The organism is Pseudomonas sp. TMP9, assembly GCF_037943105.1.
Lineage (GTDB): Bacteria > Pseudomonadota > Gammaproteobacteria > Pseudomonadales > Pseudomonadaceae > Aquipseudomonas.
Genome location: NZ_CP149803.1, coordinates 1,102,346 through 1,125,858, shown reverse-complemented (window position 1 = coordinate 1,125,858; position 23,513 = coordinate 1,102,346). Strand labels below are relative to the sequence as shown.

The window sequence follows — 23,513 nt, the reverse complement described above, 5'->3', positions numbered from 1 at the left end:
CCGCCTGCGGGAGAGGGTTGAGGAGAGGGTAATTTAGGCAGCCGGCTCGAAAAGCTGAATCGCTTGAATCTCGCTGACCAGCATGCGCGCCTTGAGCTGGCTGCTTTGCTCGCGCACCTTGGCCAGGCTGCGCTCTTTGACGTGGCCATAGCCGCGGATCTGCTCCGGCAGCTCAGCCAGGGCCACTGCGGTACGGTAGTTGTCAGCGTTGATCTCCTTGAGCAGGTAATCCAGGCTCTGCTCATAGTCGTCGATCAACTCCAGCTCCATCTTGCGCTCAGCGCTGTAGCCGAATACATCCAGCGGTGTGCCACGCAGAAACTTGAATTTAGCCAGCACGCCGAAGGCCGTGAGCATCCAAGCGCCAAACTGACGCTTGCGCGGCTCGCCGGTACTGGCGTCCGGCGTGCTCAGCCAGCTGGGTGCCAGATGGAATTCCAAGCGGTAGTCGCCGCTGAACTGCGCCTCCAGTTGGCGGATAAAGCTGCCGTCGCTGTACAACCGCGCCACTTCATACTCGTCCTTGTAGGCCAGCAGCTTGAAGTAATAACGCGCCACGGCCTTGCTCAGCGCCTGATCAGCGCTCTTGTCGACGTGCTGCACACGCGCCACCTGCTCGCGATAACGCTCGGCGTAGGCGGCGTTCTGGTAGGCAGTCAGACGTACCACGCGGTCAGCGATGATTTCGTCCAAGGTCTGGCAACGCGGCGCCTCAATCACCTCAGGCTTGGCCAGGCGCTCAACGGCGGTCGCATCATGGGCGGCACGACGGCCCCAAAGAAACGCCTGTTGATTAAGTTGCACAGCCACCGCATTCAACTCGATGGCCTTGTTGATGGCTTCGGCAGACACCGGCACCAAACCCTTTTGGTAAGCGAAACCGAGCATAAACATATTGGTGGCGATGCTGTCGCCAAGCAGGCGCGTGGCCAGGCGGCTGGCATCGACAAAGTGAGTCTTGCTCGCGCCCACCGCTTCGAGCAGCGCTTCACGCATGGCCGCACCGGGCACCTGAGCGTCCGGGTTACGGGTGAACTCTGCGGTGGCGGCTTCATGGCTGTTGACCACCGCATGAGCGATCTTGTCATTTAGCTTGGCTAAGGCCTCTTCGCTGGCCGCTACCACCAAGTCGCAACCCAGCAGCAGGTCAGTTTCCCCGGCAGCGATACGCACAGCAAAGATATCGTCCTGCTTGGCGGCAATGCGGATATGGGTGATCACCGGGCCGAATTTCTGCGCCAAGCCGGCTTGATCGAGCACGCTGCAGCCCTTGCCTTCGATGTGCGCAGCCATGCCAAGCAATGCGCCAACGGTGGTCACACCACTGCCGCCAACGCCGGGCAAGAGGATATTCCAAGGCCGCTCAAGTGTCGGCTGACGCGGCTCTGGCAAGGCAATAAACAGCGCACTCAAACCCACCGCTTGCGGTTTGCGCAGGCTGCCGCCGTGCACGGTGACAAAGCTTGGGCAGAAGCCCTCAACGCAGCTGAAATCCTTGTTACAGGAATTCTGGTCGATCTCGCGCTTACGCCCTACTTCGGTTTCCAGCGGCAACACCGACAGGCAGTTGGATTTGACGCTGCAATCACCACAACCTTCGCACACCGCCGGGTTGATAAAAGCGCGCTTCTGCGGGTCGACTAGCTTGCCGCGCTTGCGCCGACGGCGTTTCTCGGTGGCGCAGGTCTGGTCATAGATGATCACCGAGCAACCCTTGAACTCGCGCAGCTCACGCTGCACCGCATCCAGATCGCGGCGATGATGGAAAGTGACGATAGGCGCGAAGGTGCTGCGATCCGGGTATTTCTCCGGCTCATCGGTCACCAGCGCAATACGCTTAACGCCCTCGAAAAACACTTGCTGGCTGAGTTGGTCAACCCGCAGTTCGCCGTCAATCGGCTGCCCGCCAGTCATCGCTACCGCATCGTTGTAGAGGATCTTGTAGGTGATATTCACCCCGGCCGCCACGGCAGCGCGGACAGCCAGATGGCCGGAGTGGAAGTAGGTGCCGTCGCCGAGGTTTTGGAAGATGTGCGGGGTGTCGGTAAACGGCGCCTGGCCGATCCAGGTCGCGCCCTCGCCGCCCATTTGGGTAAAGGTGTCGGTGTTACGGTCCATCCACTGGGTCATGTAGTGGCAACCGATACCGCCCTGAGCGCGGCTGCCTTCCGGCAGTTTGGTCGAGGTGTTGTGCGGGCAGCCGGAGCAAAAATGCGGCGTCCGCAGGGTGGTATGTTTGGGCGCTGCCAGCGAGGCTTCTTTGGCGGCGAGAAATGCCAGACGCTCATCAATGCTGGCACTGCTGTAGATCGGCGCGAGGCGTTTGGCGATGGCGCGGGCGATCATCGCCGGCGTCAGTTCAGAGAGGTTCGGCAGCAACGAATGGCCGGCCTCGTCGAACTCGCCCACCACCACCGGGCGCTTGCCCACCGGCCAGTTGTAGAGCTGGCCGGTAAGCTGGTCTTCGATGATGCTGCGCTTTTCCTCGACCACCAGAATTTCATCCAGGCCTTCGGCAAACTCATGCACCGACACCGGCTCCAGCGGCCAGCTCATGCCAACCTTGAGCACGCGCAGCCCCACTTGAGCGCACAGCGTTTCATCTAAGCCAAGGTCATCCAAGGCCTGACGCACATCCAAATAGGACTTGCCGGTGGTGACAATCCCCAGACGCGGATTGGGCGAATCGAGCATCACCCGATTAAGGTTATTCGCTCGAGCAAAAGCACGGGCGGCGTAAATTTTGTAGGTATTGAGGCGCGCTTCTTGAGCCAAGGGCGGGTCGGGCCAACGGATGTACACACCGTCTTCCGGCAGCTGGAAGTCTTCGGGGATGTTTACCTGAATGCGCAGCGGATCGACATCCACTACGGCGGAGGAATCGACGTTTTCGGCGATGGTTTTCAGCGCCACCCAACAGCCGCTGTAGCGCGACAGCGCCCAGCCGATGATGCCGTAGTCGAGAATTTCCTGAACGTTGGCCGGATTAAGCACCGGAATCGAGGCGGCGATAAACGCATGCTCGCTCTGGTTGGCGATGCTGGAGGATTTACAGCCATGGTCGTCGCCGGCCAGCAGCAGCACGCCACCGTGCTCAGAAACGCCGGCCGAGTTACCGTGCTTGAACACATCACCGCAACGGTCCACACCCGGGCCTTTGCCGTACCACATGGCAAACACGCCGTCGTAGCGTGCACCGGGGAACAGGCTGGTTTGCTGGCTGCCCCACACCGAGGTGGCAGCCAATTCTTCGTTGACGCCCGGCTGGAAGTGGATGTGGTTGTCTTTGAGGTACTGCTTGGCATCCCACAGGCTCTTGTCGAGGTTGCCCAAGGGCGAGCCCCGATAGCCGGAAATAAAGCACGCGGTATTCAGGCCATGGGCGGCGTCGCGTTGCTTCTGCAGCATCGGCAGGCGGGTCAGCGCCTGGGTGCCGGTCAGGTAGAGGTGACCGGTAGCAAGGCGGTACTTATCATCCAGGCGGATCTCGGCCAGGGACATATCTGCGCTCCTTTTATTATTTTGGCGAGCGGGGCTGGCACCGGTGAATGCCAGCCTTGTTAAGCCTAGTGCGGGATCACCACACAGGCGCATGGCTAAGAATATGACCGAGCAGTACTGAGAATTTCTTTCTTTTTGCTGGCTGTTATTCAAATACTGCGCATGATTAATCCAATAAATACAAAAAAATGGAAACAGTCATGCAAGAAAAACTCAGCCCCATTGATCGCAAGATTCTCCGCCTGCTGCAACGTAACGCCGACCTCTCAGCCGCCGAGATCGCCGAAAAGGTCGAGTTGTCACAATCGCCTTGCTGGCGGCGGATTCACCGCATGCAGGAAGACGGCATTATCGAGCGCAAGGTGGCCCTGCTCAGCCACAAGCAACTGGGCTTTAGCATCACCGTATTTGTCGACATCAAGCTCTCGGCGCACGGGCGCAGCAACCTGGAAGAATTCGAGAAAGCCGTGGTCGGCTACCCGGAGGTGCTGGAGTGCTTCACCATGGCCGGCGGCTCGGACTACCTGCTCAAGGTGGTGGCCAAGGACATCGCCAGCTACGAGCGCTTTCTGCGCGATCACCTGCTGCAACGCCCGCATGTGCACGAAGCGCACTCGCACATCGCCATGAGCGAGGTGAAGCGCACCACCGAGTTGCCGTTGGATTGAGCATTTTTGTAGCCCGGATGTAATCCGGGGCATGGACTGCAAGACTCCCCGGATTGCATCCGGGCTACTGGCGGTTTATCGCGGCTAAAGCGCAGCACCCAAGGTTGCATAACATCTGGCAAACGCAGACTCGTAGGGTGGGTTAGCGACGCCGAACACCACTCGACAATTCAACTTCGATAGCAGCGCGGCGCGTAACCCACCAGACAATCGAACACGTTGCGCCGATGGTGGGTTACACCGCGCCCCAAGTCACGTGACACCTGACAAGCGCAGTAAGCAGCTAACCCACCCTACGAACTGCACATCGTGGCTTTATAAAGTCTGTGCACGCTGCAGTAAGGCGCTGTTGGGCTGCGCCCTTCCCGCCCACCACAACGCCAGCGGGCCGAGTAGCAGTAGCAGACCCATCAGGGTAAACGCGGCCCACCAGCCAAGCAGACTCTTGTCGCCCAGTAGGTCCAGGCTAATGCCGAATAGCAGCGGACCAAGAAGGGCGCCGCTAAAGCCCGTGCAGGAATACAGCGCCATGGCCGCGCCACGGTGGCTGGCCGGTGCAACGGCTATCAGGCCAGCAGTCAATGACGCTGAATCAGCGGTCACGGTGACGCTGTAAAGAAGCACCAGCACCAGCATCAGCCAGAACGGTAAGGCAGCACTGAGACCGATAAACAGCGCCAGCATGGTCGAACTGAGCATCACGGCGATCAGCCAGCGTTGCCGGCCGAAACGCAGTGCCAGTTCATTACCGAAGATGCTCGCCGGCATGCCAATCAGGGTTACCAACATCGCCACCCACGTGCCAGAGAGCCAGGGATCGCGGCCCTGTAAGTGACCCGAAAACACCACAAAGGCCACTACCCAAGCGCGCAGGGCAAACAGCTCAAGGTTATGCACCGCATAAGCTACGCAGTAGGCCGCCACCGCGCGGCTTTTCAGCGGGGCCAGGTCCAACAGTTTGCGCGGCGCATGCTGCACCACCGCCTTGGGCTGCAAACCCCAATAGACCATCGCCCAGGCCAGCAACGCGCACACGCCGCTGAGCAAGGTGGGCAAATGCCAGCCGCCGACCTTGGCCAACTCGCCGGCGAGGATAAAAGACAGCGCCGTGCCCAAGCCGAAGCTTGCCGTATAAATCGCGATTGCACGAGATTGCGCCGGCCCCTCGATACGCTCGGACAAGGCCTTGAGCCCCAGCATATAAGTGCCCGCCATGCCGATCCCTGCCAGCACCCGCCAGGCCAGCGCCGACCAGAAGCCATCAGCGAAAACAAAGCCGGCATTGGCCACCGCTGTTAACAGCATCGCAGCCAGGTAGATCTGCCGCGCATCGTATTTGTCGGTCAGCCCGGTGAGAATCGGCACCGCAACCATATAGCCGAGAAAGAAACCGCCTCCGATCCAGCCCGCCTGGGTGTTGCTCAACCCCCACAACGCCTGAAAGTCTGGCAACAGTGCGGCGAACAACGCAAAGCCGGCCATGCCCAAGGTTTGTGCACCGCACAGCAGCAGGGTGATGCGGCGAGCGCTAGTCATAACACCACCGACACGTAGGGTGGGTTAGCGACGCCGAGCACCACTCGAAAAGCCAACCGCGAAAACGGCGCGGCGTGTAACCCGCCAGGCAATAGAACGCGTTGCGCCAATGGTGGGTTACACCGCACCCCATATCGCGTACAACCCGGCATATGCGTTGGGCGGCTAACCCACCCTACACACTGGGTGTTATTCATAACACCTGCCCGTCAAAAGCCAGACTCACGCCTGACGGCAGAGCATTCGGGTTATCCAGCAGCCAGGCATCGAAGCTGTGGCCAATATGAGTCAGCACGGTCTGCTTGGGCTGCACATGCTCAACCACTTCCAGTGCGCGGGTTAGGTCGTTGTGGTTGAGCGGCGCAATGATTTGCGGCGCGGTGGAGCAGTCCAGCACCAGCAGATCCAGCGGCTGCTGCATCAGCACGGCGGCACTGGCGTCCGGCACGCCGAGGGTGTCGGTGAGATAGGCCATGCGCTGGCGCTCGCCATTGACCGCTGGGCTCTCGAACAAATAACCCAGCGTCGGCTTGGAGTGATTCAGCGGCAGCGCCGTGACGCTTAACGCGCCTAACTGGCGCTGTTCGAACGCTGCAAAAGGCTGGCTGAAATCAAGGATGCCGGGGTGTTTGTAGAGGTCGGCTAGCCCTTCCGGATCATCCGGGCCATGCACCGGGATAATCAACCCCTGACCCCAGCGCAGGTGCAGTAAACCTTGGGCATGGTCGGCGTGGTAATGGGTTTGCAGAATGCCGCTCAAGCTATGCGGCGGGAAGCGCTCAGCCAGGTCGGTCAAGCCCGCATCAATCAGCCAGCGCTGCGTACCGCACTCGATCAGCGCACTGCAGGGGCCGCGGCGGCGTGCGGGATAGACCCGCGCGCTGTCGCAGGCCACGCAGTTGCAGTTGTACACCGGCACCTGCCGTGCATTGCCCGTGCCGAGCAGGGTCAGGCGCATGTGCGGGCATCGCTAAGCAGTTGCAGCAGCTGGGTAACTGTTTGCTCGAGCGGCCCGGAGTTATTCAGCAACCATTGCGATTCGGCCTCTCCCCTCTCCCCAGCCCTCTCGGCTTGAGCATCCTGCGTCGCCCTACCTCCTGCATCCCTGCAGTCGTCCCCGGAGGGGCGAGGGAGCGGTTGCAGTTCGCGGCTGCGTGCCAGGCGGGCCTCAATCTGTTCGGCACTTTCCCGTCCGCGAGCTTGCAGACGCTGACGCAGCGCGGCTTCATCGACCTGCAAAAGGATGGCCTGCAGCTCTGGGTAGCGCGCGCGCGCCGTGGGTAGGTAGCCGCGCGAACCATTGACCAACACATCCTGCCCCACCGCTAACCAGTCATCTATCTGCCTCGGGATGCCGTAGGCCAGGCCATTGGCGCGCCAGCTCAGGGCAAAACCGCCAGCAGCCTCCTGCTGATCGAATTCGGCCGGGGAAACGCCAATGGCGTCCTCACCGACCGCTTCCGCCGAACGGGTGATCACTCGTCGCACAATCACGCAATCACGCGCGGCTAGACGCTCACGCGCGGCATTCAACAGGCTGTCCTTGCCCGAGCCTGAAGGCCCCATCAAATAGATCAACCTGCCGCTCATCAGAACACCCTATTGGCTTGTCGCCACACTTGCTGAATCACCGCCTGGCCTCCGTGCAGCTTGGCGTGAACTAGATCAGCACGCAGGCCGACACGGATTTCACCGCGATCATGCAGCCCCGCCGCATGGGCCGGCTGGCGACTGACGGTGGCAATTGCCCGGGGCAGATCATAACCGTTGTCTTGTGCGGCCAGCATAAAAGCGGCCTGTAACAGGCTGGCCGGGTAATAGTCGCTGGAGAGGATATCCAGCACCCCATGACGGGCCAGTTCGGCAGCGGCGATATTGCCCGAGTGCGAGCCGCCGCGAACGATATTTGGCGCGCCCATTAATACCTTTAAACCCAGCTGATGGCTGGCCTTGGCGGCCTCTAAGGTGGTGGGGAATTCAGCGATGGACATGCCAAAACCAGCCGATTCCTGCACATGGGCCAGGGTCGCGTCATCGTGGCTGGCCACTGACAAACCACGGGCATGGCAGTCCTCGACAATCGCCCGGCGATAACGGTCGCTGAACTCGAGGGAGTTGGCCACCTGCTCTTTGACAAAGGCGTCCATCTCCGCCTCGCTCAGGTGGTATTTGCCCATGTAGTACTCACGGTATTTATCTTCCTTGGCGAACTGGCGCTGGCCTGGCGAGTGATCCATCACCGAGACCAGCGCTACCTGCGGGTGTTCCACCAGATCACGGAACACCGCCAGGCTATCCGGGTGGCACAACTCACAACGCAGGTGCAGACGGTGATCGGCACGCAGGAGCCCGGCTGTGGCCGCCGCGGCGATGGCTTCGAGCATGGCCGGCAGCTGCTGCATGCGCTTGCCACGCGGGTTAACGTCGCCAATCGCCAGGGCATCGAACACCGTAGTGATGCCCGCAGAAACAATCTGCGCATCATGGGTCAGCACCGCCGAAGCGGACGGCCAGTCCACGCCGGGGCGCGGGCTCATGTACTTTTCCAGGTTGTCGGTGTGCAGTTCGACCAGACCCGGCAGCAGGTAGTCGCCGCCAAAATCGATAGCGTGGGGCAAGCCACTAATGCCCTCTTCCACCTGCGCAATCACGCCATCACGCAGTACCACCGTGCCGACGAACTCCTGTTCGGCCGTGACCACCCGCGCATGGGTAAAAATTTGTTCAGCTGGCATACACATACTCCTGCTTGGGCGCTGCATCGGGGGTCATATCGAGGAAACGATCGGCCACTGCCTCGCGGGCAGCGCGGTCGTGGAAGATGCCGATCAATGCGCTACCCGCCGCTTTGGCCTCGTTGATCAGTTCCAGCACCACTCGGCGGTTGGCGTCATCCAGTGAGGCCGTTGGCTCATCCAGCAGCATCAGCGGCCAGGCGACCATAAAGCCGCGCGCAATATTTACCCGTTGCTGCTCGCCGCCAGAGAAAGTGCCAGGCGCCAGCTGCCACAAGGCTTGTGGGATATTTAGGCGACTCAGCAAGCGCTCGGCCCGCGCCTGCGCGTCGGTCTTGCTCCAGCCACGGGCGAGGGCAGGCTCCATCACCACATCCAGGGTGACGACACGCGGAATCACCCGCAAAAACTGGCTGACATAGCCCAAGGTTTGCCTGCGCACGGCCAACACCTGACGCGGCTCGGCACCGACCAAATCAACCCAAGCGCCGTCGTGCAGCATGCGGATGCTGCCGCCTGCTGCCAGGTAGTTACCGTAAAGGGTACGCAGCAAGGTCGACTTGCCTGCGCCAGATTGCCCGTGCAACACCAAGCACTCGCCGGCACGCACACTGAAGCTCAGGCCGTTCAATACATTCAGCACCACGCCATGCTGCTGGTGCAGGGTGAAAGTCTTGCTGAGGTCGGAGACCTCGATAAGCGTATTCATATAAACCTCAGATACCAATAATTTGCCGATGCCATGCGCGATCTACCCCCTCTCCCATGCATGGGAGAGGGCTGGAGAGAGGGTGTTACAGGCGACTCGGGGCGGTGCACAGGCCCTCTCGCCCGGCCCCTCTCCCGCATGCGGGAGAGGGGAGACAAGCACCGCGTTAAGGCTGCAAGACTGACGACACCAGCAGCTGCGAATAGGGATGCTGCGGATCGTCGAGAATCTGATCGGTCAGCCCGGCTTCCACCACATGTGAGCGACGCATCACCATCAGCCGATCCGCCAGCAAGCGCGCCACTGCAAGATCATGGGTGACGATGACCACCGCCAGGTCCAGCTCGCGCACCAAGCTGCGCAGCAGGTCGAGCAGGCGTGCCTGTACCGACACATCAAGGCCGCCGGTGGGCTCGTCCATAAAGATCAGGCGAGGGCTGGAGACCAGATTGCGGGCAATCTGCAAACGCTGCTGCATGCCGCCAGAGAAGGTGCGCGGCAGGTCGTCGATGCGCAGTGGATCGATTTCCACCTGGCTCAGCCAATCGATGCCGGCAGCGCGCAATTCGCCGTAATGGCGCACGCCTTGAGCCATCAAACGTTCGCCGATATTGGCGCCGGCCGACACGCCCATGCGCAGGCCGTCACGCGGGTTCTGCTCAACAAAGCCCCACTCGGTGCGCAGCAAGGTGCGCCGTTGCGCTTCACTGGCGCTGTACAGATCAACCCAGTTGCCGTTCGTGTCGCGATAACTGACCGTGCCGCGATCCGGCGGGCAGCGCCCGGAGAGCAGACTGAGCAGGGTCGACTTGCCCGAGCCCGACTCACCGACAATACCCAGCACCTCACCCGGATACAGATCAAACGACACACCCTGGCAGCCCTTCTCCGGGCCATACAACAGGCTCAAATCGCGCACACTGAACAGCGGCTGCACGGGCTCGTTGTGCAGCTGTAATTTCTCGGCCGCACTCATTGCGCACCCTCCTCTTCAAGATCGCGGCGTTGCATGCAGTAATCGGTGTCGGAACAGACAAAGCGCTTGCTGCCGGCGTCGTCGACAATCAGCTCATCCAGATAGGAGTCATGGCTGCCACAGAACGCGCAGCACTCATCCCAGCTTTGAATCGCGAACGGGTGGTCGTCGAAATCCAAACTCACTACGCGGGTAAAGGGCGGCACGGCATACAAGCGTTTCTCACGGCCGGCACCGAACAGCATCAGCGCCGGGCTCATGTGCAGTTTGGGGTTGTCGAATTTAGGAATCGGCGAGGGGTCCATCACGTAACGCTCATCCACCGTCACCGGGTAGGCGTAGCTGGTGGCGATGTGGCCGAAGGTGGCGATGTCCTCGTACAGCTTGACGTGCATCACGCCGTAATCTTCCAGCGCGTGCATGGTGCGGGTCTCAGTTTCCGACGGTTCGATAAAGCGCAGCGGTTCGGGAATCGGCACTTGATAAACCATGATCTGACCACCGTGCAGCGGTGTTTCCGGGATGCGGTGGCGGGTCTGGATCACCGTCGCTTCGGGCGTACGGGTGGTGGTTTTCACTCCAGCAGTGCGGGCGAAAAAGCGCCGGATTGACACCGCGTTAGTGGTGTCGTCCGCACCTTGGTCGATCACCTTGAGTACATCCTCGGCGCCGAGGATCGCGGCAGTCAGCTGCATGCCGCCGGTGCCCCAACCATAGGGCAGCGGCATCTCGCGCCCACCGAAGGGCACTTGGTAACCAGGAATCGCCACGGCTTTAAGCAGACCACGGCGGATCATTCTTTTGGTTTGTTCATCGAGGTAGGCGAAGTTGTAGCCCACTTCGGTGGCTGGCTGGGTTTGGGTCTGGGCATTCATGTGCGCTGCTCCTCGGCGGCGGGCTGCTCACGCTTCTGCGTATGCAGTTTGCGGATCAGCTCCAGCTCGGATTGGAAGTCGACGTAGTGCGGCAACTTCAGGTGCGAGACGAAGCCTGCGGCCTCAACGTTGTCGCAGTGCATCAGCACGAACTCTTCCTGCTGCGCCGGCCCTTGTACTTCTTCGGCGTACTCGGCCGCGCGCAGCGAGCGGTCGACTAGGGCCATGCCCATGGCTTTGCGCTCGGCGTAACCAAAGGCCAGGCCATAGCCGCGAGTGAATTGCGCATCGATGCCTTTGCCGCCGACGAACTGGTTGACCATTTCGCACTCGGTCACTTCGATATCACCCAGCGGCACGGCAAAGCCCAGCTCTTCCGGCTCCAGCCAAACCTCCAGTTCGCCGATGCGAATCTCACCGGCGAACGGGTGATTACGGCCATAGCCGCGCTGGGTGGAATAGCCCAGCGCCAGAAGAAAACCCTCGTCGCCACGGGCTAAGGCCTGCAGGCGCTGAGCACGACTAGCGGGGAAATCCAGCGGCTCGCGGGTGATATCGGGCACCGTGGCGCCGTCGTCGACTTCGCGGGCCATCAGGCCTTCGTCGGCAAGAAAGTCGAGTACCCGTGGGCAGGGCGACAGTTCAGCGTATGGATCGACGTGCGGTCCCGGCTGCTCGCCTTCAGCCAGCAAGGCAAAATCCAGCAGGCGATGGCTGTAGTCGAAGGTCGGACCGAGCAGCTGCCCACCGGGCAGGTCCTTGAAGGTGGCCGAGATACGCCGGCTCAGTTGCATCTGCGTGGTTTCCAGCGGCACGCTGGCGGCAAAGCGCGGCAAGGTGGTGCGGTAGGCGCGCAGCAGGAAGATCGCCTCCATCAGGTCGCCGGCCGCTTGTTTGATGGCCAGTGCGGCTAACTGCGGGTCGAACAGCGAGCCTTCACTCATCACCCGGGCCACAGCCAAGGGCATTTGCTCACGCACCTGATCGACGCTGAGTTCCGGAATCGCGGTATCGCCACGGCGTTTTTTGGCCAGCAGCAGGTGGGCATTGTCGATGGCGCGCTCGCCACCTTTGACGGCAACGTACATCAGGCCACCTCCTCGGCATTGAGCAGCACGTGGGTGCTGCGTGGCAGACCGATCACCTGTTCGCCAGCAGCAAAGAAGGCATCCAGGCCACGTGGAAATGCGCTGCGCGCCTGACGCTGCTGCCAGAAGCTGGGGCGCAACGGCAATTCGACGGCACGCACATCCTTGATCCCCGGCCCACGCCAGCGCAGGTGCTCACCGCCCTCCAGGGCATCGAGTTGAATCAGCAGGGTGCAGGATTGATCCGGATAGCGCTCGCTGCCGTTGTCGAACGCAGACAAATCATCGGCGCCCGCCTCATCAAGCAAGGCAAACAGCGCCAGCTCACGTTCAGCAACAACCGGGCAGCCGCAGTGGAATGACAGGTTGGCGCGAATCGCCGGGGTATCAAAGCAGGGCGCCAGCCACAACGGTGTGTCGCCATCGAGAAAGGCCAAGCACAAGGCGTAAGTCGCCGGGTGCAGGTTTTCCAAGGCCAAGGCGCGATTCATCGGCTGCAGCAAGCCCGGTTCTGCCAGCCCCTTGAGAGCGCTGCGAAAACTGGCCTGCGCATCTAACACCGGGTCGTTGAAGGCCGGTTGCAGCCATTGCGAGCTATTCGCCGCATTCATCAGTCTTCTCCTCTAACCAGGGTGAAGAATTCAACCTGGGTCGTTGCGGTTTCTGCCGCTTTGGCGGCGTATTGACGCTGCTGGCCAGCAGCCAACGGCTCAATCATTCGGGTTAACCAGGCCTGCTGTGCAGGGCCTTGCAAATGCGCGTCAGCCAGTGCGGCGAGTTCGGCATGTTGCTTGTCGCGGCCCGCCACGTAGCTGTAACCGGTACAGCCATCAGCCAGACGCACCACACAGCGGGTCACGGTCATTTCCCCTAGGTTGAACGGGCTGCCGGTGCCGCCCATGCGCCCACGCACGAGCGTCATGCCGATCTCCGGCGCACGGATCAGGCTGTACGCGGCTTCTTTCAGGGCCGACTCATAGGCTGTTAAGCCAGTGCCAGCTCGGGCAAGCACGCCCATCCAGCGTTGACGTGTGGCGATTTGCGGGTCGCTGTGCAACAGGTTGCGGTTCATCACAGGCCTCCATCAAAGAGCGAGCTGGTACTGGAAACGGTCGGCGCGGCTGGTCGATAACGACAGCTCCACCGGCTGGCCAGCCAGATCGCGGGAAAGGGTTTGCACGCTGAGCAGCGGCGCATGTTTGGGCATCATTAAGCGCGCCGCCTCTTCACGGCTGGGCAGGCGCGCGCCGATCAAACTGAAGGTGCGGGTTAGCGGTAGTTCACGTTGGCTGAGGTACTGGCGCAGCGAGCCGCCCTGGTAATCCGCCAACAACGGCGCGTGAAGCACGCTGAAGGCATGCCGAATCAAGCTGACGGGCTGCCCTTCAATCAGGCGCAAGGTGGTCAATTCCAGCAGCTGCGCACCTTCTGGCAATTGCAGGTAGCCACGCTCCTCATGGCTGGCCGGGCGCACGCGGCGTTGCAGCAGCTGCGCGTCAACCTGATGACCGAGCGCCGACAGCGAAGCGCTATAAGCGCTTGCGGCCTGCATTGGGTAGATCAGCGGCTTGGCCAATACCCGCGTGCCTTTGCCCTGCTGACGCAGCAAGCGGCCTTCGAGCACCAGCTCATCGACGGCGCGGCGCAAGGTGTGGCGATTTACTGCAAAACGCGCCGCCAACTGCACCTCCGCAGGCAAGTAGTCACCAGGACTCATGTGCTGCAGCTCATCACGCAGCACGGCAGCCAGTTCGCGGTACAGCGGCTCGGGTTGTCTAGACAAGTGCATGGCTAATAAAGGGCATCCGCAGATGCCCAATCTCCGTTATCAGACTGTTGAGAAACTACCTGCGTTGCCATCGCGGCGTTAAAACAGACTCAAAATGCTCATTTACAGCTCGTAAACTCCGCTTTTTCGCCTGTTTTGCCTTGCGCTGGCTGCCTCGCCTACGTTTTCAACAGCCTGCTAGATAAATTGTTTACGCAGACGCTGAGAGATGATGTCGAGCACGCTCACCACCATGATGATCACCAGCAGCAAGGCGCAGGTTTGGGCGAACTGGAAGCCACGAATCGCCTCCCAAAGAATCACCCCGATACCGCCCGCCCCGACCATGCCGACCACGGTGGCCGAGCGCACGTTGGACTCGAAGCGGTACAACGAGTAGGAAATCCACAGTGGCAGGACTTGCGGGATCACCCCGTAGATCACTTCCTGCAAGGCACTGGCGCCAGTGGCGCGTACACCTTCGACCGGGCCGGGATCAATCGCCTCCACCGCCTCGGCAAACAGCTTGGCCAAAACCCCGGTAGTGCCGATGAATAGCGCCAGCACCCCGGCGAATGGACCGAGACCCACCGCCACCACAAAGAGCATGGCGAAGACCATTTCATTGATTGAGCGGCAGGCATCCATCACCCGGCGAATCGGCTGATAGACCCACCACGGCACAATATTTTCAGAGCAGAGAATGCCCAGCGGAATGGCGCAGACAATCGCCAGCACCGTGCCCCAGAGGGCGATCTGTACGGTGACGATCATCTCCTTGAGGTACAGCTCCCAGTTGCTGAAATCCGGCGGAAAGAAGTCCGCAGCAAAGGTCGCCATGTTGCCGGAGTCACGGATCAGGCCGAGCGGATTCATCTCCGCGCCCTGCCAAGACCAGGCCAGCACGGCGAAGAACAGCCCCCAGCCAATCAGCTGCGTCCAGGAACGCTTGGCCGATAAATCAGGCACAGGTGCGGTAGTCAAAGTGGTCATAACGACTTCTCGATTAAAACGACAAAGACGATCGGCCCGCCCTTAGGTCATGCAAGGCGAGCCGACCCAGGCCATCAGCCCGCGCTGGCAGGGCTTTGCTTGGCGATTTCAGCCAGGCGCTTTTCCAGCTTGGCCAGCTCGCGGTCCAGCTCTGTGAGCTGTACTTGCTTGTCGCTGTCCGAAAGTTTGTCGTTGTTGGCCACTTCGGTGCGTTTCTTGAACAGTTCCAACTGACGGATCGGCAGCAGTTGATCGTCATCCGAAGACTTGAACTTGGCCCATTGCAGGCCTTCAAGCACCTTCATCTCAGCCGGCTTGTCGCCGTAGGTTTTGAAGAAAGTACGCAGTTTGTTCTTGGTGGCGTCATCCAGGTTCTTGCGCCATACCATCGGGTCTGACGGAATCAGCGGCGAGGTCCAAATCACTTTCAGTTGTGCCGCCTTATCCGGCGCGGTCACTTCAAGACGCTCCATGCCTTCGCTGTTGAAGGTGCCGATATCAATCTGCTTGTTGGCCACCGACAGGGCGTTGACTTCATGGCTGCCGTTAAGCGCGCGTTTGAAGATCTTGTTGGCGTCGGCGTTGTTTTGCGCAAACACGTAATAGCCCGGCACCAGATAGCCCGAGGTTGAATTCGGGTCACCGTTGGCGAAGGTCAGGTCTTTAGCATTTTTCAGCATGTCTTCGATCGAATTGATCGGGCTGTCCTTGTGCGCCACCATCAGGCTGTAATAACCCTGAGTGCCGTTGGCGGCGACGGTCTGGGCAAATACCTGACCACCGGCGCGGTCTACGGCTTCCATGGCCGCTTTGTTGCCGTACCACGCCATATCGACTTTGTCGAAACGCATGCCCTGAATAATCCCTGCATAGTCAGGGGCGAAGAAGGCATTGATCTTCAGGCCGGTCTGCTGGCTCATGTCCGCCAAGAAGGGGTCCCACATAGTCTTGAGGTTCTGCGACGACTCAGTGGAAATGATGCCAAAGTTGATCTCCTGCTCAGCGGCCTGAGCAGCGCCCAGAACCGAGCCTGCCAGCAGCGTGGACGCGACGAGAACGCGACTGATACGTTTGAACATGCAAAGCACTCCTAGTGCGGATGGATATACAGGGATTGGCATAACAGCGGACGTAACTCAGGCCTTGGCCAGAGCCAGCGGTACTTTCGGTGTGCGTGCGCGGCGGGCTTTCTCGATGGGCAGCGGCTCTTCTTGAAGCTCGGCGCCATAGAGATCGTTGAGGAAGTTGGGATGCAGCTCGGCGGCGGTACCGTCGAAATAAATACGCCCCGCTTTCAACGCCACAGCGCGCTGGCAATAACGCATGGCATAGTCAACCTGATGCAAGGTGACCACCACGGTGGTGCCGTCTTCGCGGTTGATGTCGGCGAGAATCTGCATGACCTTGCGTGCGGATTCGGGGTCCAGCGAGGCAATGGGCTCGTCGGCCAGAATTACTTTGGCGCGCTGGCACAAGGCACGGGCAATCGCCACACGCTGCTGCTGCCCGCCGGATAAAGTTGAAGCGCGCTGCTGGGCTAAATCCGCCAAACCAACACGAGCCAGTGCTTGCAAGGCACGCTGCTTTTCTTCGGTATTGAACAAGCCAAGCGTGCCGCGCCAGCGCGGCATGCGCCCCAGGCAACCCAAGAGTACGTTCTGCAACACACTGATACGGCCAACCAAATTAAACTGCTGAAAGATGTAGCCAATGTCTGAGCGCAGCCGGCGCACATCGCCATTCAAGCGACCTTCGGCCTGCACTTCACGGCCTAGCACCTGAATGCTGCCGCCGCCATTGCGATCACAACAGGCAAGGCCTGCAACATGGCGCAGCAGGGTCGATTTGCCGGAGCCCGATGCACCGATGAGGGCGACCATTTCACCGGGCTCAACAGACAGCGCCAAGTCAAACAGCGCCTGTTTACGGCCGAACGTTTTGTTCAGACTCTCAACCCGGATCACTGCGCTCATGGAATGCCTCCTTTATTGACGGTTACACCGCGACTCAAGGCCGCTTACTGATGTAAACCAAGGTAGGCAAATCGTGTGTCAGACCGGTTAATAAGCCGTGACACTTAGGTGACCATTGTTTGAAGCTTTTGCTGGGTGAGGCTCAAATTCTTAGCTTTTTGCATAGCGCAGCGCATTTCTGATGACTAGCGCTGGCATTGCGCCGTTGTCCAAAGCAAAATGCGACACAAGATTGACGTCAATTTATAGACCTTCAGCTGAAGATTCATACGTGATGTAAGCGGCCTTTTGGCTGAACGGTTAGTGCTAATGATGGTCAGAAAGGTGACAATCCATAGCTCATTGCCAGCATCGCTTTCCTGAACCAACGGGTTTAATGTACGCGCCCTATGAAACCAGCACTCTATTCCAGCCGTACGGCTGACAAGTTCGTAGTTCGACTGCCTGATGGCATGCGCGAACGCATTGCGGATGTCGCACGCAACCACCACCGCAGCATGAACTCGGAGATCATTGCTCGCCTCGAGCAAAGCATGCTCCAAGAGAGTGCTCTGGGTGATGACCTCAATATGCGCCTAGACAGCAGCGAGCTGTCCTTGCACGAGCGCGAGCTGTTACAACGCTTTCGCCAGCTGTCGCGTCGTCAGCAAAATGCCTTGGTGGCACTGATTGCCCACGACACCGAGATGGCCAGCGAAGAAACTTGATTGCACTGCACAACGAAAACCGGCTTCTGGCCGGTTTTTTCGTTATGGGTAAAAAGCCGCGCCATTTAACGGCGCATCGCAACGGCCCAGAGGCTGCACACCATAAATAGCCGGCCCAAAAAACCGCCATTTTGGCGGTTTTTGTTGATTGCGGTAATCAGCCTACAAAACTGAGCAGCACGCCTGCGGCTACTGCCGAGCCAATCACTCCAGCGACGTTGGGCCCCATAGCGTGCATCAGTAAGAAATTTTGCGGGTTCGCTTCCAGGCCGACCTTGTTCGACACCCGCGCCGCCATCGGCACCGCAGACACACCAGCCGAACCGATCAACGGGTTGATCTTGTTGTGGCTAAACAGGTTCATCAGCTTGGCCATCAACACCCCGGCAGCCGTGCCGGCGCAGAACGCAACCATCCCCAAGCTTAGGATGCCTAAAGTCCTGAGTTGCAGGAATGATTCTGCCGAGAGCTTCGAACCTACAGTCAAACCGAGAAAGATGGTCACGATATTGATCAGCGCGTTGCGTGATGTGTCGGCCAAACGCTCGACCACACCCGCCTCGCGCAACAGGTTACCGAGTGCAAACATGCCGATCAGCGGCGCGGCATCTGGCAGCAGTAGGCCGATCAACAAACACAACATAATCGGAAAGATAATCTTCTCCGCTTGCCCAACAGGGCGCAGTTGCTGCATGACGATGCCGCGCTCTTCTTTAGTGGTTAGCGCACGCATGATGGGCGGCTGAATCAGCGGCACCAGCGCCATGTAGGCATAAGCGGCCACCGCAATGGGGCCGAGCAGGTGTGGCGCCAGTTTTGAAGTGACGAAAATGGAAGTCGGACCATCCGCGCCACCGATGATGGCAATTGATGCAGCTTCTTTAAGGGTGAATTCCAATCCAGGAATCCCTAGGGACGTCAGCGCCAGCGCTCCCATTAGCGTACCGAAGATGCCGAACTGGGCCGCCGCACCGAGCAACAGGGTTTTCGGGTTGGCCAGCATCGGCCCGAAGTCGGTCATGGCGCCGACGCCGAGGAAAATTAGCAGCGGGAAGATACTGGTAGGCAGGCCCACCTCGTAAATCATATGCAAGAAACCACTGCCCTCGGCCATATTGGCCACCGGGATATTAGCCAGCAGGCCACCAAAACCAATCGGCAATAGCAGCAGCGGCTCGAAGCCCTTCTTGATCGCCATATAGATCAGCAGAATGCACACCGCGATCATAAAAACCTGACCCACCTCGATGTGATACAGGCCCGTGCTTTGCCAAAGTTTGAGCAGCTTATCCATTACCGCGCCCCTTAGCCGATGGTCAGCAGGCTATCGCCCACTGACACCGCGTCGCCCACCTTGACGTTGACCGCACCGATGGTGCCAGCCTTGAACGCGCGAATCTCAGTTTCCATCTTCATGGCTTCGAGGATAATCACCAGCTGCCCCTCTTCCACGGCATGCCCTGGCTGCACCAGGACCTTGAAAATATTGCCGGCCAGCGGCGCATTCTGCGGCTCGCCTGCACCCGCCGGCGCCGCTGCAGAAGTGGCGCTGCCAACAGCTTTAAGCCCCTGAATATCGCCACCTTCGTTAACCTGCACCACATAGGCTTTGCCGCTCACTTCAACGGTGTAAACCTCAGGCTTACCGGCCTCACGAACAGGTATTTCTTGACCCGTCGGCGCCGGTTCAAAGGCCGCAGGATTACCGCGGTTTTCCAGGAACTTCAGGCCGATCTGTGGAAACAACGCATAGGTCAGTACATCGTCGATTTCATCGACCGCAAGCTTGATGCCCTTCTCTTTGGCAATGCCTTTGAGCTCAGCGGTGAGCTTATCCATTTCAGCTTCAAGCAGATCAGCCGGGCGGCAGGTGATCGCAGCCGCACCAGCCAACACCCGAGCTTGCAACTCTTTATTGAAAGGCGCAGGCGCTGCGCCGTACTCACCTTTAAGTACGCCGGCGGTTTCTTTGGTGATCGACTTATAGCGCTCCCCGGTCAATATATTGATCACTGCCTGAGTGCCGACGATTTGCGAGGTCGGAGTGACCAGCGGGATAAAGCCGAGGTCTTCACGCACGCGCGGAATTTCTGCCAGCACTTCGTCAAAGCGATCTTCAGCGCCCTGCTCTTTCAGCTGGCTTTCCATATTAGTCAGCATGCCGCCCGGCACCTGGGCGACTAAGATGCGCGAATCCACACCTTTGAGATTGCCTTCAAATTTGGCGTATTTCTTCCGCACATCACGGAAATAGGCGGCGATTTCTTCAAGCAGCGGCAGGTTTAAGCCGGTGTCACGCTCGGAACCCTGGAAAATTGCCACCACAGATTCAGTCGGCGAATGGCCGTAGGTCATCGACAGCGAGGAAATCGCCGTATCGACGTTATCGACGCCCGCCTCTACCGCTTTGACGATGGAGGCGGTCGACAAACCGGCGGTGGCATGGCAATGCAAATGAACCGGGATGGACAAGGTCGCCTTCAAACGCGTGACCAAATCAAACGCAATGTAGGGGTTGAGAATGCCCGCCATGTCTTTAATCGCGATAGAGTCAGCGCCCATGTCTTCAATCTGTTTGGCCAGATCAACCCACATCTCCAAGGTATGCACCGGGCTGGTGGTGTAGGAGATTGTGCCTTGGGCATGTTTGCCCAGTTGTTTGACCGCTTTGAGCGCGGTTTGCAGGTTACGCGGGTCGTTCATCGCATCAAATACGCGGAACACATCGACACCGTTAAAGGCGGCGCGCTCAACAAATTTCTCCACCACGTCATCGGCATAATGACGATAGCCGAGCAAATTCTGCCCACGCAGCAACATCTGCTGGCGGGTATTGGGCATGGCCTTTTTCAACTCGCGGATACGCTGCCATGGGTCTTCACCCAGGTAACGGATGCAGGCATCGAAGGTCGCGCCGCCCCAAGTTTCTACTGCCCAAAAACCGACCTGATCGAGCTTAGATGCGATCGGCAGCATATCTTCTAGGCGCACACGGGTGGCCAGAATGGACTGGTGGGCGTCACGCAGCACCACATCAGTGATTCCGAGTGCTTGTTTTATGACAGTCATAGAGGTGCTCCCTGTCGAACCTGACTCACCCACGACGGGCGCGGTGCTGATGGATGGCGGATTGAATAGCAGCTAACACATCAGCGCTCGGTACATCGGTGCTCGACATATCGGAGGCCGGCTTGACTGCTGAGGGTGCCGATACGGGGGTTGGCGTCTTCGCAGTAAACTGCCCGATGACCCACGACATCACGCGGATCATCAGCACCAATAAGATCAGAAAGAGAAATACGAAGCCCAAGCCGAACAGCATGAGTTCGACACCCTCGAGCAGGAGTTCACTAGGGGTCATCTTGGCTCCACTACCCGCTCACGCGAGCTGTATTAATTATTAGAGAGGAGCGCCCGGGATCCGATCCCGGGCAAAGCTGGCAGACCTTAGCGTGAAAGAAGTGTTTGAGGCAAACCCAGAGTCAACTAATGAGACATTTACCGTCAACAAGGCGTCATCATCTAGAGCAGAAACAGACTGGCCAAGCCCAAAAAGATAAAGAAACCACCACTGTCGGTAACCGCTGTAATCATCACGCTGGCACCTAAGGCTGGATCACGCCCCATGCGCACCAACGTCATAGGGATCAGCACACCCATCAGCGCCGCCAGCAACAGGTTCAAGATCATCGCCGCAGTCATCACCACACCCAGTGACCAGCTGTCGTAAAGCAGGCAAGCCACCCCACCAATCACACCACCCCAAACGATGCCGTTGATCAAGCCCACGCCCAGCTCCTTGCGAATCAAGCGCGAGGTGTTGCCGGTGCTGACCTGATCCAACGCCATGGCGCGAACAATCATGGTGATCGTCTGGTTACCCGAATTACCGCCGATGCCCGCGACAATTGGCATCAGCGCCGCCAACGCCACCAGCTTCTCGATGGAGCCTTCAAACAGCCCGATGACGCGCGAGGCCATAAAGGCGGTTACCAGGTTGATAGCCAACCAAGCCCAGCGATTGCGCAGGGACTTCCACACCGAGGCGAAGATGTCTTCCTCCTCGCGCAAACCGGCCATATTGAGGACTTCGTTTTCGCTCTCCTCACGGATCAGGTCGACCATTTCATCGATGGTCAGGCGGCCAATCAGCTTGCCGTTCTTGTCCACCACCGGGGTTGAAATAAGGTCGTAACGCTCGAATGCCTGGGCAGCGTCGTAGGCATCTTCATCAGGATGGAAACTCACTGGATCAGTGGCCATTACCTCGCTGACCAGCTTGTCTGGGTCGTTCACCAACAACCGCTTAACCGGCAACACGCCCTTGAGTACGCCATCGTAATCAACCACAAAGAGCTTGTCAGTGTGCCCTGGCAGCTCCTTAAGACGACGCAGGTATCGCAACACCACTTCCAGGCTGACATCTTCGCGGATGGTCACCATCTCGAAGTCCATCAGTGCGCCCACTTGGTCGTCCTCATATGACAGCGCCGAGCGCACGCGCTCACGTTGCTGCGCGTCAAGGGTTTCCATCAGCTCAAGGACGACGTCACGCGGCAGCTCAGCGGCGAGATCGGCCAGTTCGTCGGCGTCCATCTCTTTGACCGCAGCGAAAATCTCGTGGTCATCCATGTCCGCGAGCAGGGTTTCGCGCACCGCATCGGACACCTCGAGAAGGATATCGCCGTCGCGCTCGGCCTTAACCAGTTGCCAAACAGTTTGGCGATCATCCAGTGGCAAGGCTTCGAGGATGTGAGCCACGTCAGCGCAGTGCAGATCATCGAGCTTGCGCTGCAATTCGACCAGATTCTGCCGATGCACCAGGTGTTCCACCCGGTCGCGGTGCTGGCCTTCTTGGCGATGCGCCAAGTCTTCTACCAGCTTGTGCCGATGCAACAACTCGACCACCAGAGCGAGGCGATCTTGCAGGCTTTCTTGCGGCTTTTTTGCTTCTATTTCAGTCATGGCGCGCTCCACCCCCAGCGGCAGCGCACGCCAAAGAGGGTCAATCAGTCAACACGTGATTGCACAATCGAGATTCAACGTAACTACTGGGTAAGTCCATGGTGGCAATCCACAAGCCCCGGCGGGGCTGACGCGGCGGATGATATCACCGCTCCAGCACTTTGCCTGTGACAAAAACAACGCAGAACACGCGCCGGTTAACCATTCGTCAACGCACCTGCACATCGCACAATGCGACGCGTAAGGCACTTATAAAGACACGTCTGGCGCAGCGGGAGGCTTCGTCTACGCTTGCCAATCAACCGCCACGGAGGACACACCCATGCAAGGACTGCGCTGCGCAGCTTTCTGCGCCATTTTGCTCTGCCCACTGGCCACACTTGGCGCAAACGTCTATCGCTGCGAAGACGCCAAGGGCCACGTTACCTTCACCCGCCAGGGTTGCCCTGAGGACCACAGCCAGCGTGTGCAGGAAGCCTATAACCCCACACCTGGCAGCGGTAAGCCGGTGCCACTGGCCAAACCGCGTAAAAGTAACCGCGAGAGCAAGTCACAAACCGAGCAAGAATTGACCGTGGTCGGCGCCAAGCAGCACGGCTGTGGCAACGCGCTAAGCAACAGCGAACGCCGCGCTGCCATCATCAAGCAACAGATACAACCCGGCATGAGCCGCGCCGATGTCGAGAGCAGCCTGGGTAAGCCGGACACGATCACCGAGCAAAACGGCAAAACGCGTTACGTGTACCAGGTCAAAAAAGGCAATAAGCGCAACGTCAGCTTCGATGAAGCCGGCTGCGTCACGGGCAAGAGCAAACGCTAGAAGCGCGCTTTAATAGCTGCCCAGCTGTTTTGGCGCCGCAGAAAGACAAGCGTGAACAGGCCGCAATAAAAAAGCGGCAACAAAAAAGGGCCTGCATCGCTGCAGGCCCTTCTATTTGGTGCACTCAGGAGGATTCGAACCTCCGACCGCTCGGTTCGTAGCCGAGTACTCTATCCAGCTGAGCTATGAGTGCAAATGG

The 23,513-nt window shown here is 59.4% G+C and carries 22 protein-coding genes and 1 tRNA gene; 3 read left to right on the top strand and 20 right to left on the bottom strand.

The features are described 5' to 3' along the window. Positions 1 to 33 precede the first annotated feature (33 nt). Positions 34 to 3,501: an indolepyruvate ferredoxin oxidoreductase family protein gene (locus WF513_RS05345; RefSeq protein ID WP_339082155.1), complete on the bottom strand. Its 3,468-nt coding sequence runs from the start codon at positions 3,499 to 3,501 to the stop codon at positions 34 to 36. A 200-nt stretch (positions 3,502 to 3,701) separates the two neighbouring features. Here WF513_RS05345 and WF513_RS05340 point away from each other — a divergent pair, with 200 nt between their 5' ends. Further along, positions 3,702 to 4,169 (top strand): Lrp/AsnC family transcriptional regulator, encoded by a 468-nt coding sequence (locus tag WF513_RS05340; protein ID WP_339082153.1) that lies wholly within the window; start codon positions 3,702 to 3,704, stop codon positions 4,167 to 4,169. A 315-nt stretch (positions 4,170 to 4,484) separates the two neighbouring features. On the opposite strand, the gene WF513_RS05335 is transcribed toward WF513_RS05340, so the two are convergent. From WF513_RS05335 to phnC, 14 genes are all read right to left on the bottom strand, one after another. Further along, positions 4,485 to 5,705 (bottom strand): MFS transporter, encoded by a 1,221-nt coding sequence (locus WF513_RS05335; RefSeq protein WP_339082151.1) that lies wholly within the window; start codon positions 5,703 to 5,705, stop codon positions 4,485 to 4,487. Between the two features lie 193 nt (positions 5,706 to 5,898). Next, a complete protein-coding gene (phnP, locus tag WF513_RS05330) occupies positions 5,899 to 6,663 on the bottom strand; it encodes a phosphonate metabolism protein PhnP (RefSeq protein ID WP_339082149.1) in 765 nt (254 codons plus the stop codon). After that, the gene (phnN, locus tag WF513_RS05325) at positions 6,654 to 7,295 is read right to left on the bottom strand and encodes a phosphonate metabolism protein/1,5-bisphosphokinase (PRPP-forming) PhnN (RefSeq protein ID WP_339082147.1); all 642 of its coding nucleotides are present in this window, start codon (positions 7,293 to 7,295) and stop codon (positions 6,654 to 6,656) included. Before phnN ends, phnP begins: the two co-directional genes overlap by 10 nt. Beyond that, positions 7,295 to 8,440, bottom strand: a complete 1,146-nt coding sequence (locus WF513_RS05320; RefSeq protein WP_339082145.1) for an alpha-D-ribose 1-methylphosphonate 5-triphosphate diphosphatase — start codon at positions 8,438 to 8,440, stop codon at positions 7,295 to 7,297. The genes phnN and WF513_RS05320 overlap by 1 nt, the downstream gene beginning before the upstream one ends. Beyond that, entirely contained in the window at positions 8,430 to 9,149 is a 720-nt protein-coding gene (gene phnL, locus WF513_RS05315; RefSeq protein ID WP_339082143.1) for a phosphonate C-P lyase system protein PhnL, read from the bottom strand. The genes WF513_RS05320 and phnL overlap by 11 nt, the downstream gene beginning before the upstream one ends. A gap of 166 nt (positions 9,150 to 9,315) precedes the next feature. Further along, the gene (gene phnK, locus WF513_RS05310) at positions 9,316 to 10,125 is read right to left on the bottom strand and encodes a phosphonate C-P lyase system protein PhnK (protein ID WP_339082141.1); all 810 of its coding nucleotides are present in this window, start codon (positions 10,123 to 10,125) and stop codon (positions 9,316 to 9,318) included. Next, the gene (locus WF513_RS05305; protein WP_339082139.1) at positions 10,122 to 11,000 is read right to left on the bottom strand and encodes an alpha-D-ribose 1-methylphosphonate 5-phosphate C-P-lyase PhnJ; all 879 of its coding nucleotides are present in this window, start codon (positions 10,998 to 11,000) and stop codon (positions 10,122 to 10,124) included. Before WF513_RS05305 ends, phnK begins: the two co-directional genes overlap by 4 nt. Next, complete coding sequence (locus tag WF513_RS05300) at positions 10,997 to 12,088, bottom strand: carbon-phosphorus lyase complex subunit PhnI (protein WP_339082137.1); 1,092 nt, start codon at positions 12,086 to 12,088, stop codon at positions 10,997 to 10,999. The genes WF513_RS05305 and WF513_RS05300 overlap by 4 nt, the downstream gene beginning before the upstream one ends. Further along, the gene (phnH, locus tag WF513_RS05295) at positions 12,088 to 12,699 is read right to left on the bottom strand and encodes a phosphonate C-P lyase system protein PhnH (protein WP_339082135.1); all 612 of its coding nucleotides are present in this window, start codon (positions 12,697 to 12,699) and stop codon (positions 12,088 to 12,090) included. Before phnH ends, WF513_RS05300 begins: the two co-directional genes overlap by 1 nt. Beyond that, on the bottom strand, positions 12,699 to 13,160 hold the full coding sequence (gene phnG, locus WF513_RS05290) for a phosphonate C-P lyase system protein PhnG (protein WP_339082133.1): 462 nt from the start codon (positions 13,158 to 13,160) through the stop codon (positions 12,699 to 12,701). Before phnG ends, phnH begins: the two co-directional genes overlap by 1 nt. Before the next feature lie 12 nt (positions 13,161 to 13,172). Then, positions 13,173 to 13,877, bottom strand: a complete 705-nt coding sequence (gene phnF / locus WF513_RS05285) for a phosphonate metabolism transcriptional regulator PhnF (protein ID WP_339082131.1) — start codon at positions 13,875 to 13,877, stop codon at positions 13,173 to 13,175. 177 nt (positions 13,878 to 14,054) lie between these two features. Beyond that, entirely contained in the window at positions 14,055 to 14,849 is a 795-nt protein-coding gene (phnE, locus tag WF513_RS05280; protein WP_136665821.1) for a phosphonate ABC transporter, permease protein PhnE, read from the bottom strand. Between the two features lie 74 nt (positions 14,850 to 14,923). Beyond that, complete coding sequence (phnD, locus tag WF513_RS05275; RefSeq protein WP_339082128.1) at positions 14,924 to 15,928, bottom strand: phosphonate ABC transporter substrate-binding protein; 1,005 nt, start codon at positions 15,926 to 15,928, stop codon at positions 14,924 to 14,926. A 57-nt stretch (positions 15,929 to 15,985) separates the two neighbouring features. Continuing rightward, a complete protein-coding gene (gene phnC, locus WF513_RS05270) occupies positions 15,986 to 16,822 on the bottom strand; it encodes a phosphonate ABC transporter ATP-binding protein (RefSeq protein WP_339082126.1) in 837 nt (278 codons plus the stop codon). A 389-nt stretch (positions 16,823 to 17,211) separates the two neighbouring features. Between phnC and WF513_RS05265 the strand changes: the two genes are divergently transcribed. After that, on the top strand, positions 17,212 to 17,529 hold the full coding sequence (locus WF513_RS05265) for an Arc family DNA-binding protein (protein WP_339082124.1): 318 nt from the start codon (positions 17,212 to 17,214) through the stop codon (positions 17,527 to 17,529). A 157-nt stretch (positions 17,530 to 17,686) separates the two neighbouring features. Here WF513_RS05265 and WF513_RS05260 read toward each other — a convergent pair whose 3' ends face one another. The 4 genes from WF513_RS05260 to mgtE all read right to left on the bottom strand — a co-directional run bounded on the left by WF513_RS05260 (position 17,687) and on the right by mgtE (position 22,494). Further along, complete coding sequence (locus tag WF513_RS05260) at positions 17,687 to 18,823, bottom strand: sodium ion-translocating decarboxylase subunit beta (RefSeq protein ID WP_339082122.1); 1,137 nt, start codon at positions 18,821 to 18,823, stop codon at positions 17,687 to 17,689. 11 nt (positions 18,824 to 18,834) lie between these two features. Further along, positions 18,835 to 20,598 (bottom strand): sodium-extruding oxaloacetate decarboxylase subunit alpha, encoded by a 1,764-nt coding sequence (gene oadA / locus WF513_RS05255; protein WP_339082120.1) that lies wholly within the window; start codon positions 20,596 to 20,598, stop codon positions 18,835 to 18,837. Between the two features lie 25 nt (positions 20,599 to 20,623). Then, on the bottom strand, positions 20,624 to 20,890 hold the full coding sequence (locus tag WF513_RS05250; protein WP_339082117.1) for an OadG family transporter subunit: 267 nt from the start codon (positions 20,888 to 20,890) through the stop codon (positions 20,624 to 20,626). 161 nt (positions 20,891 to 21,051) lie between these two features. Further along, a complete protein-coding gene (mgtE, locus tag WF513_RS05245) occupies positions 21,052 to 22,494 on the bottom strand; it encodes a magnesium transporter (protein ID WP_339082115.1) in 1,443 nt (480 codons plus the stop codon). Between the two features lie 322 nt (positions 22,495 to 22,816). On the opposite strand from mgtE, the gene WF513_RS05240 reads away from it, so the two are divergent. Continuing rightward, complete coding sequence (locus WF513_RS05240; protein WP_339082113.1) at positions 22,817 to 23,314, top strand: DUF4124 domain-containing protein; 498 nt, start codon at positions 22,817 to 22,819, stop codon at positions 23,312 to 23,314. A gap of 116 nt (positions 23,315 to 23,430) precedes the next feature. Here WF513_RS05240 and WF513_RS05235 read toward each other — a convergent pair. Further along, positions 23,431 to 23,507 (bottom strand) — tRNA-Arg (locus tag WF513_RS05235). Positions 23,508 to 23,513: the final 6 nt, after the last annotated feature.

Bases quoted from the DNA above. Each gene is read 5' to 3' on its own strand.
- WF513_RS05345 (WP_339082155.1), bottom strand. From the start codon at position 3,501: ATGTCCCTGGCCGAGATCCGCCTGGATGATAAGTACCGCCTTGCTACC.
- phnC (WP_339082126.1), bottom strand. From the start codon at position 16,822: ATGAGCGCAGTGATCCGGGTTGAGAGTCTGAACAAAACGTTCGGCCGT.
- oadA (WP_339082120.1), bottom strand. From the start codon at position 20,598: ATGACTGTCATAAAACAAGCACTCGGAATCACTGATGTGGTGCTGCGT.
- phnH (WP_339082135.1), bottom strand. From the start codon at position 12,699: ATGAATGCGGCGAATAGCTCGCAATGGCTGCAACCGGCCTTCAACGAC.
- WF513_RS05335 (WP_339082151.1), bottom strand. From the start codon at position 5,705: ATGACTAGCGCTCGCCGCATCACCCTGCTGCTGTGCGGTGCACAAACC.
- phnD (WP_339082128.1), bottom strand. From the start codon at position 15,928: ATGTTCAAACGTATCAGTCGCGTTCTCGTCGCGTCCACGCTGCTGGCA.
- phnL (WP_339082143.1), bottom strand. From the start codon at position 9,149: ATGAATACGCTTATCGAGGTCTCCGACCTCAGCAAGACTTTCACCCTG.
- phnN (WP_339082147.1), bottom strand. From the start codon at position 7,295: ATGAGCGGCAGGTTGATCTATTTGATGGGGCCTTCAGGCTCGGGCAAG.
- phnG (WP_339082133.1), bottom strand. From the start codon at position 13,160: ATGAACCGCAACCTGTTGCACAGCGACCCGCAAATCGCCACACGTCAA.
- phnE (WP_136665821.1), bottom strand. From the start codon at position 14,849: ATGACCACTTTGACTACCGCACCTGTGCCTGATTTATCGGCCAAGCGT.
- phnK (WP_339082141.1), bottom strand. From the start codon at position 10,125: ATGAGTGCGGCCGAGAAATTACAGCTGCACAACGAGCCCGTGCAGCCG.
- WF513_RS05340 (WP_339082153.1), top strand. From the start codon at position 3,702: ATGCAAGAAAAACTCAGCCCCATTGATCGCAAGATTCTCCGCCTGCTG.
- WF513_RS05320 (WP_339082145.1), bottom strand. From the start codon at position 8,440: ATGCCAGCTGAACAAATTTTTACCCATGCGCGGGTGGTCACGGCCGAA.
- phnP (WP_339082149.1), bottom strand. From the start codon at position 6,663: ATGCGCCTGACCCTGCTCGGCACGGGCAATGCACGGCAGGTGCCGGTG.
- WF513_RS05250 (WP_339082117.1), bottom strand. From the start codon at position 20,890: ATGACCCCTAGTGAACTCCTGCTCGAGGGTGTCGAACTCATGCTGTTC.
- WF513_RS05240 (WP_339082113.1), top strand. From the start codon at position 22,817: ATGCAAGGACTGCGCTGCGCAGCTTTCTGCGCCATTTTGCTCTGCCCA.
- WF513_RS05300 (WP_339082137.1), bottom strand. From the start codon at position 12,088: ATGTACGTTGCCGTCAAAGGTGGCGAGCGCGCCATCGACAATGCCCAC.
- WF513_RS05305 (WP_339082139.1), bottom strand. From the start codon at position 11,000: ATGAATGCCCAGACCCAAACCCAGCCAGCCACCGAAGTGGGCTACAAC.
- phnF (WP_339082131.1), bottom strand. From the start codon at position 13,877: ATGCACTTGTCTAGACAACCCGAGCCGCTGTACCGCGAACTGGCTGCC.
- WF513_RS05260 (WP_339082122.1), bottom strand. From the start codon at position 18,823: ATGGATAAGCTGCTCAAACTTTGGCAAAGCACGGGCCTGTATCACATC.
- mgtE (WP_339082115.1), bottom strand. From the start codon at position 22,494: ATGACTGAAATAGAAGCAAAAAAGCCGCAAGAAAGCCTGCAAGATCGC.
- WF513_RS05265 (WP_339082124.1), top strand. From the start codon at position 17,212: ATGAAACCAGCACTCTATTCCAGCCGTACGGCTGACAAGTTCGTAGTT.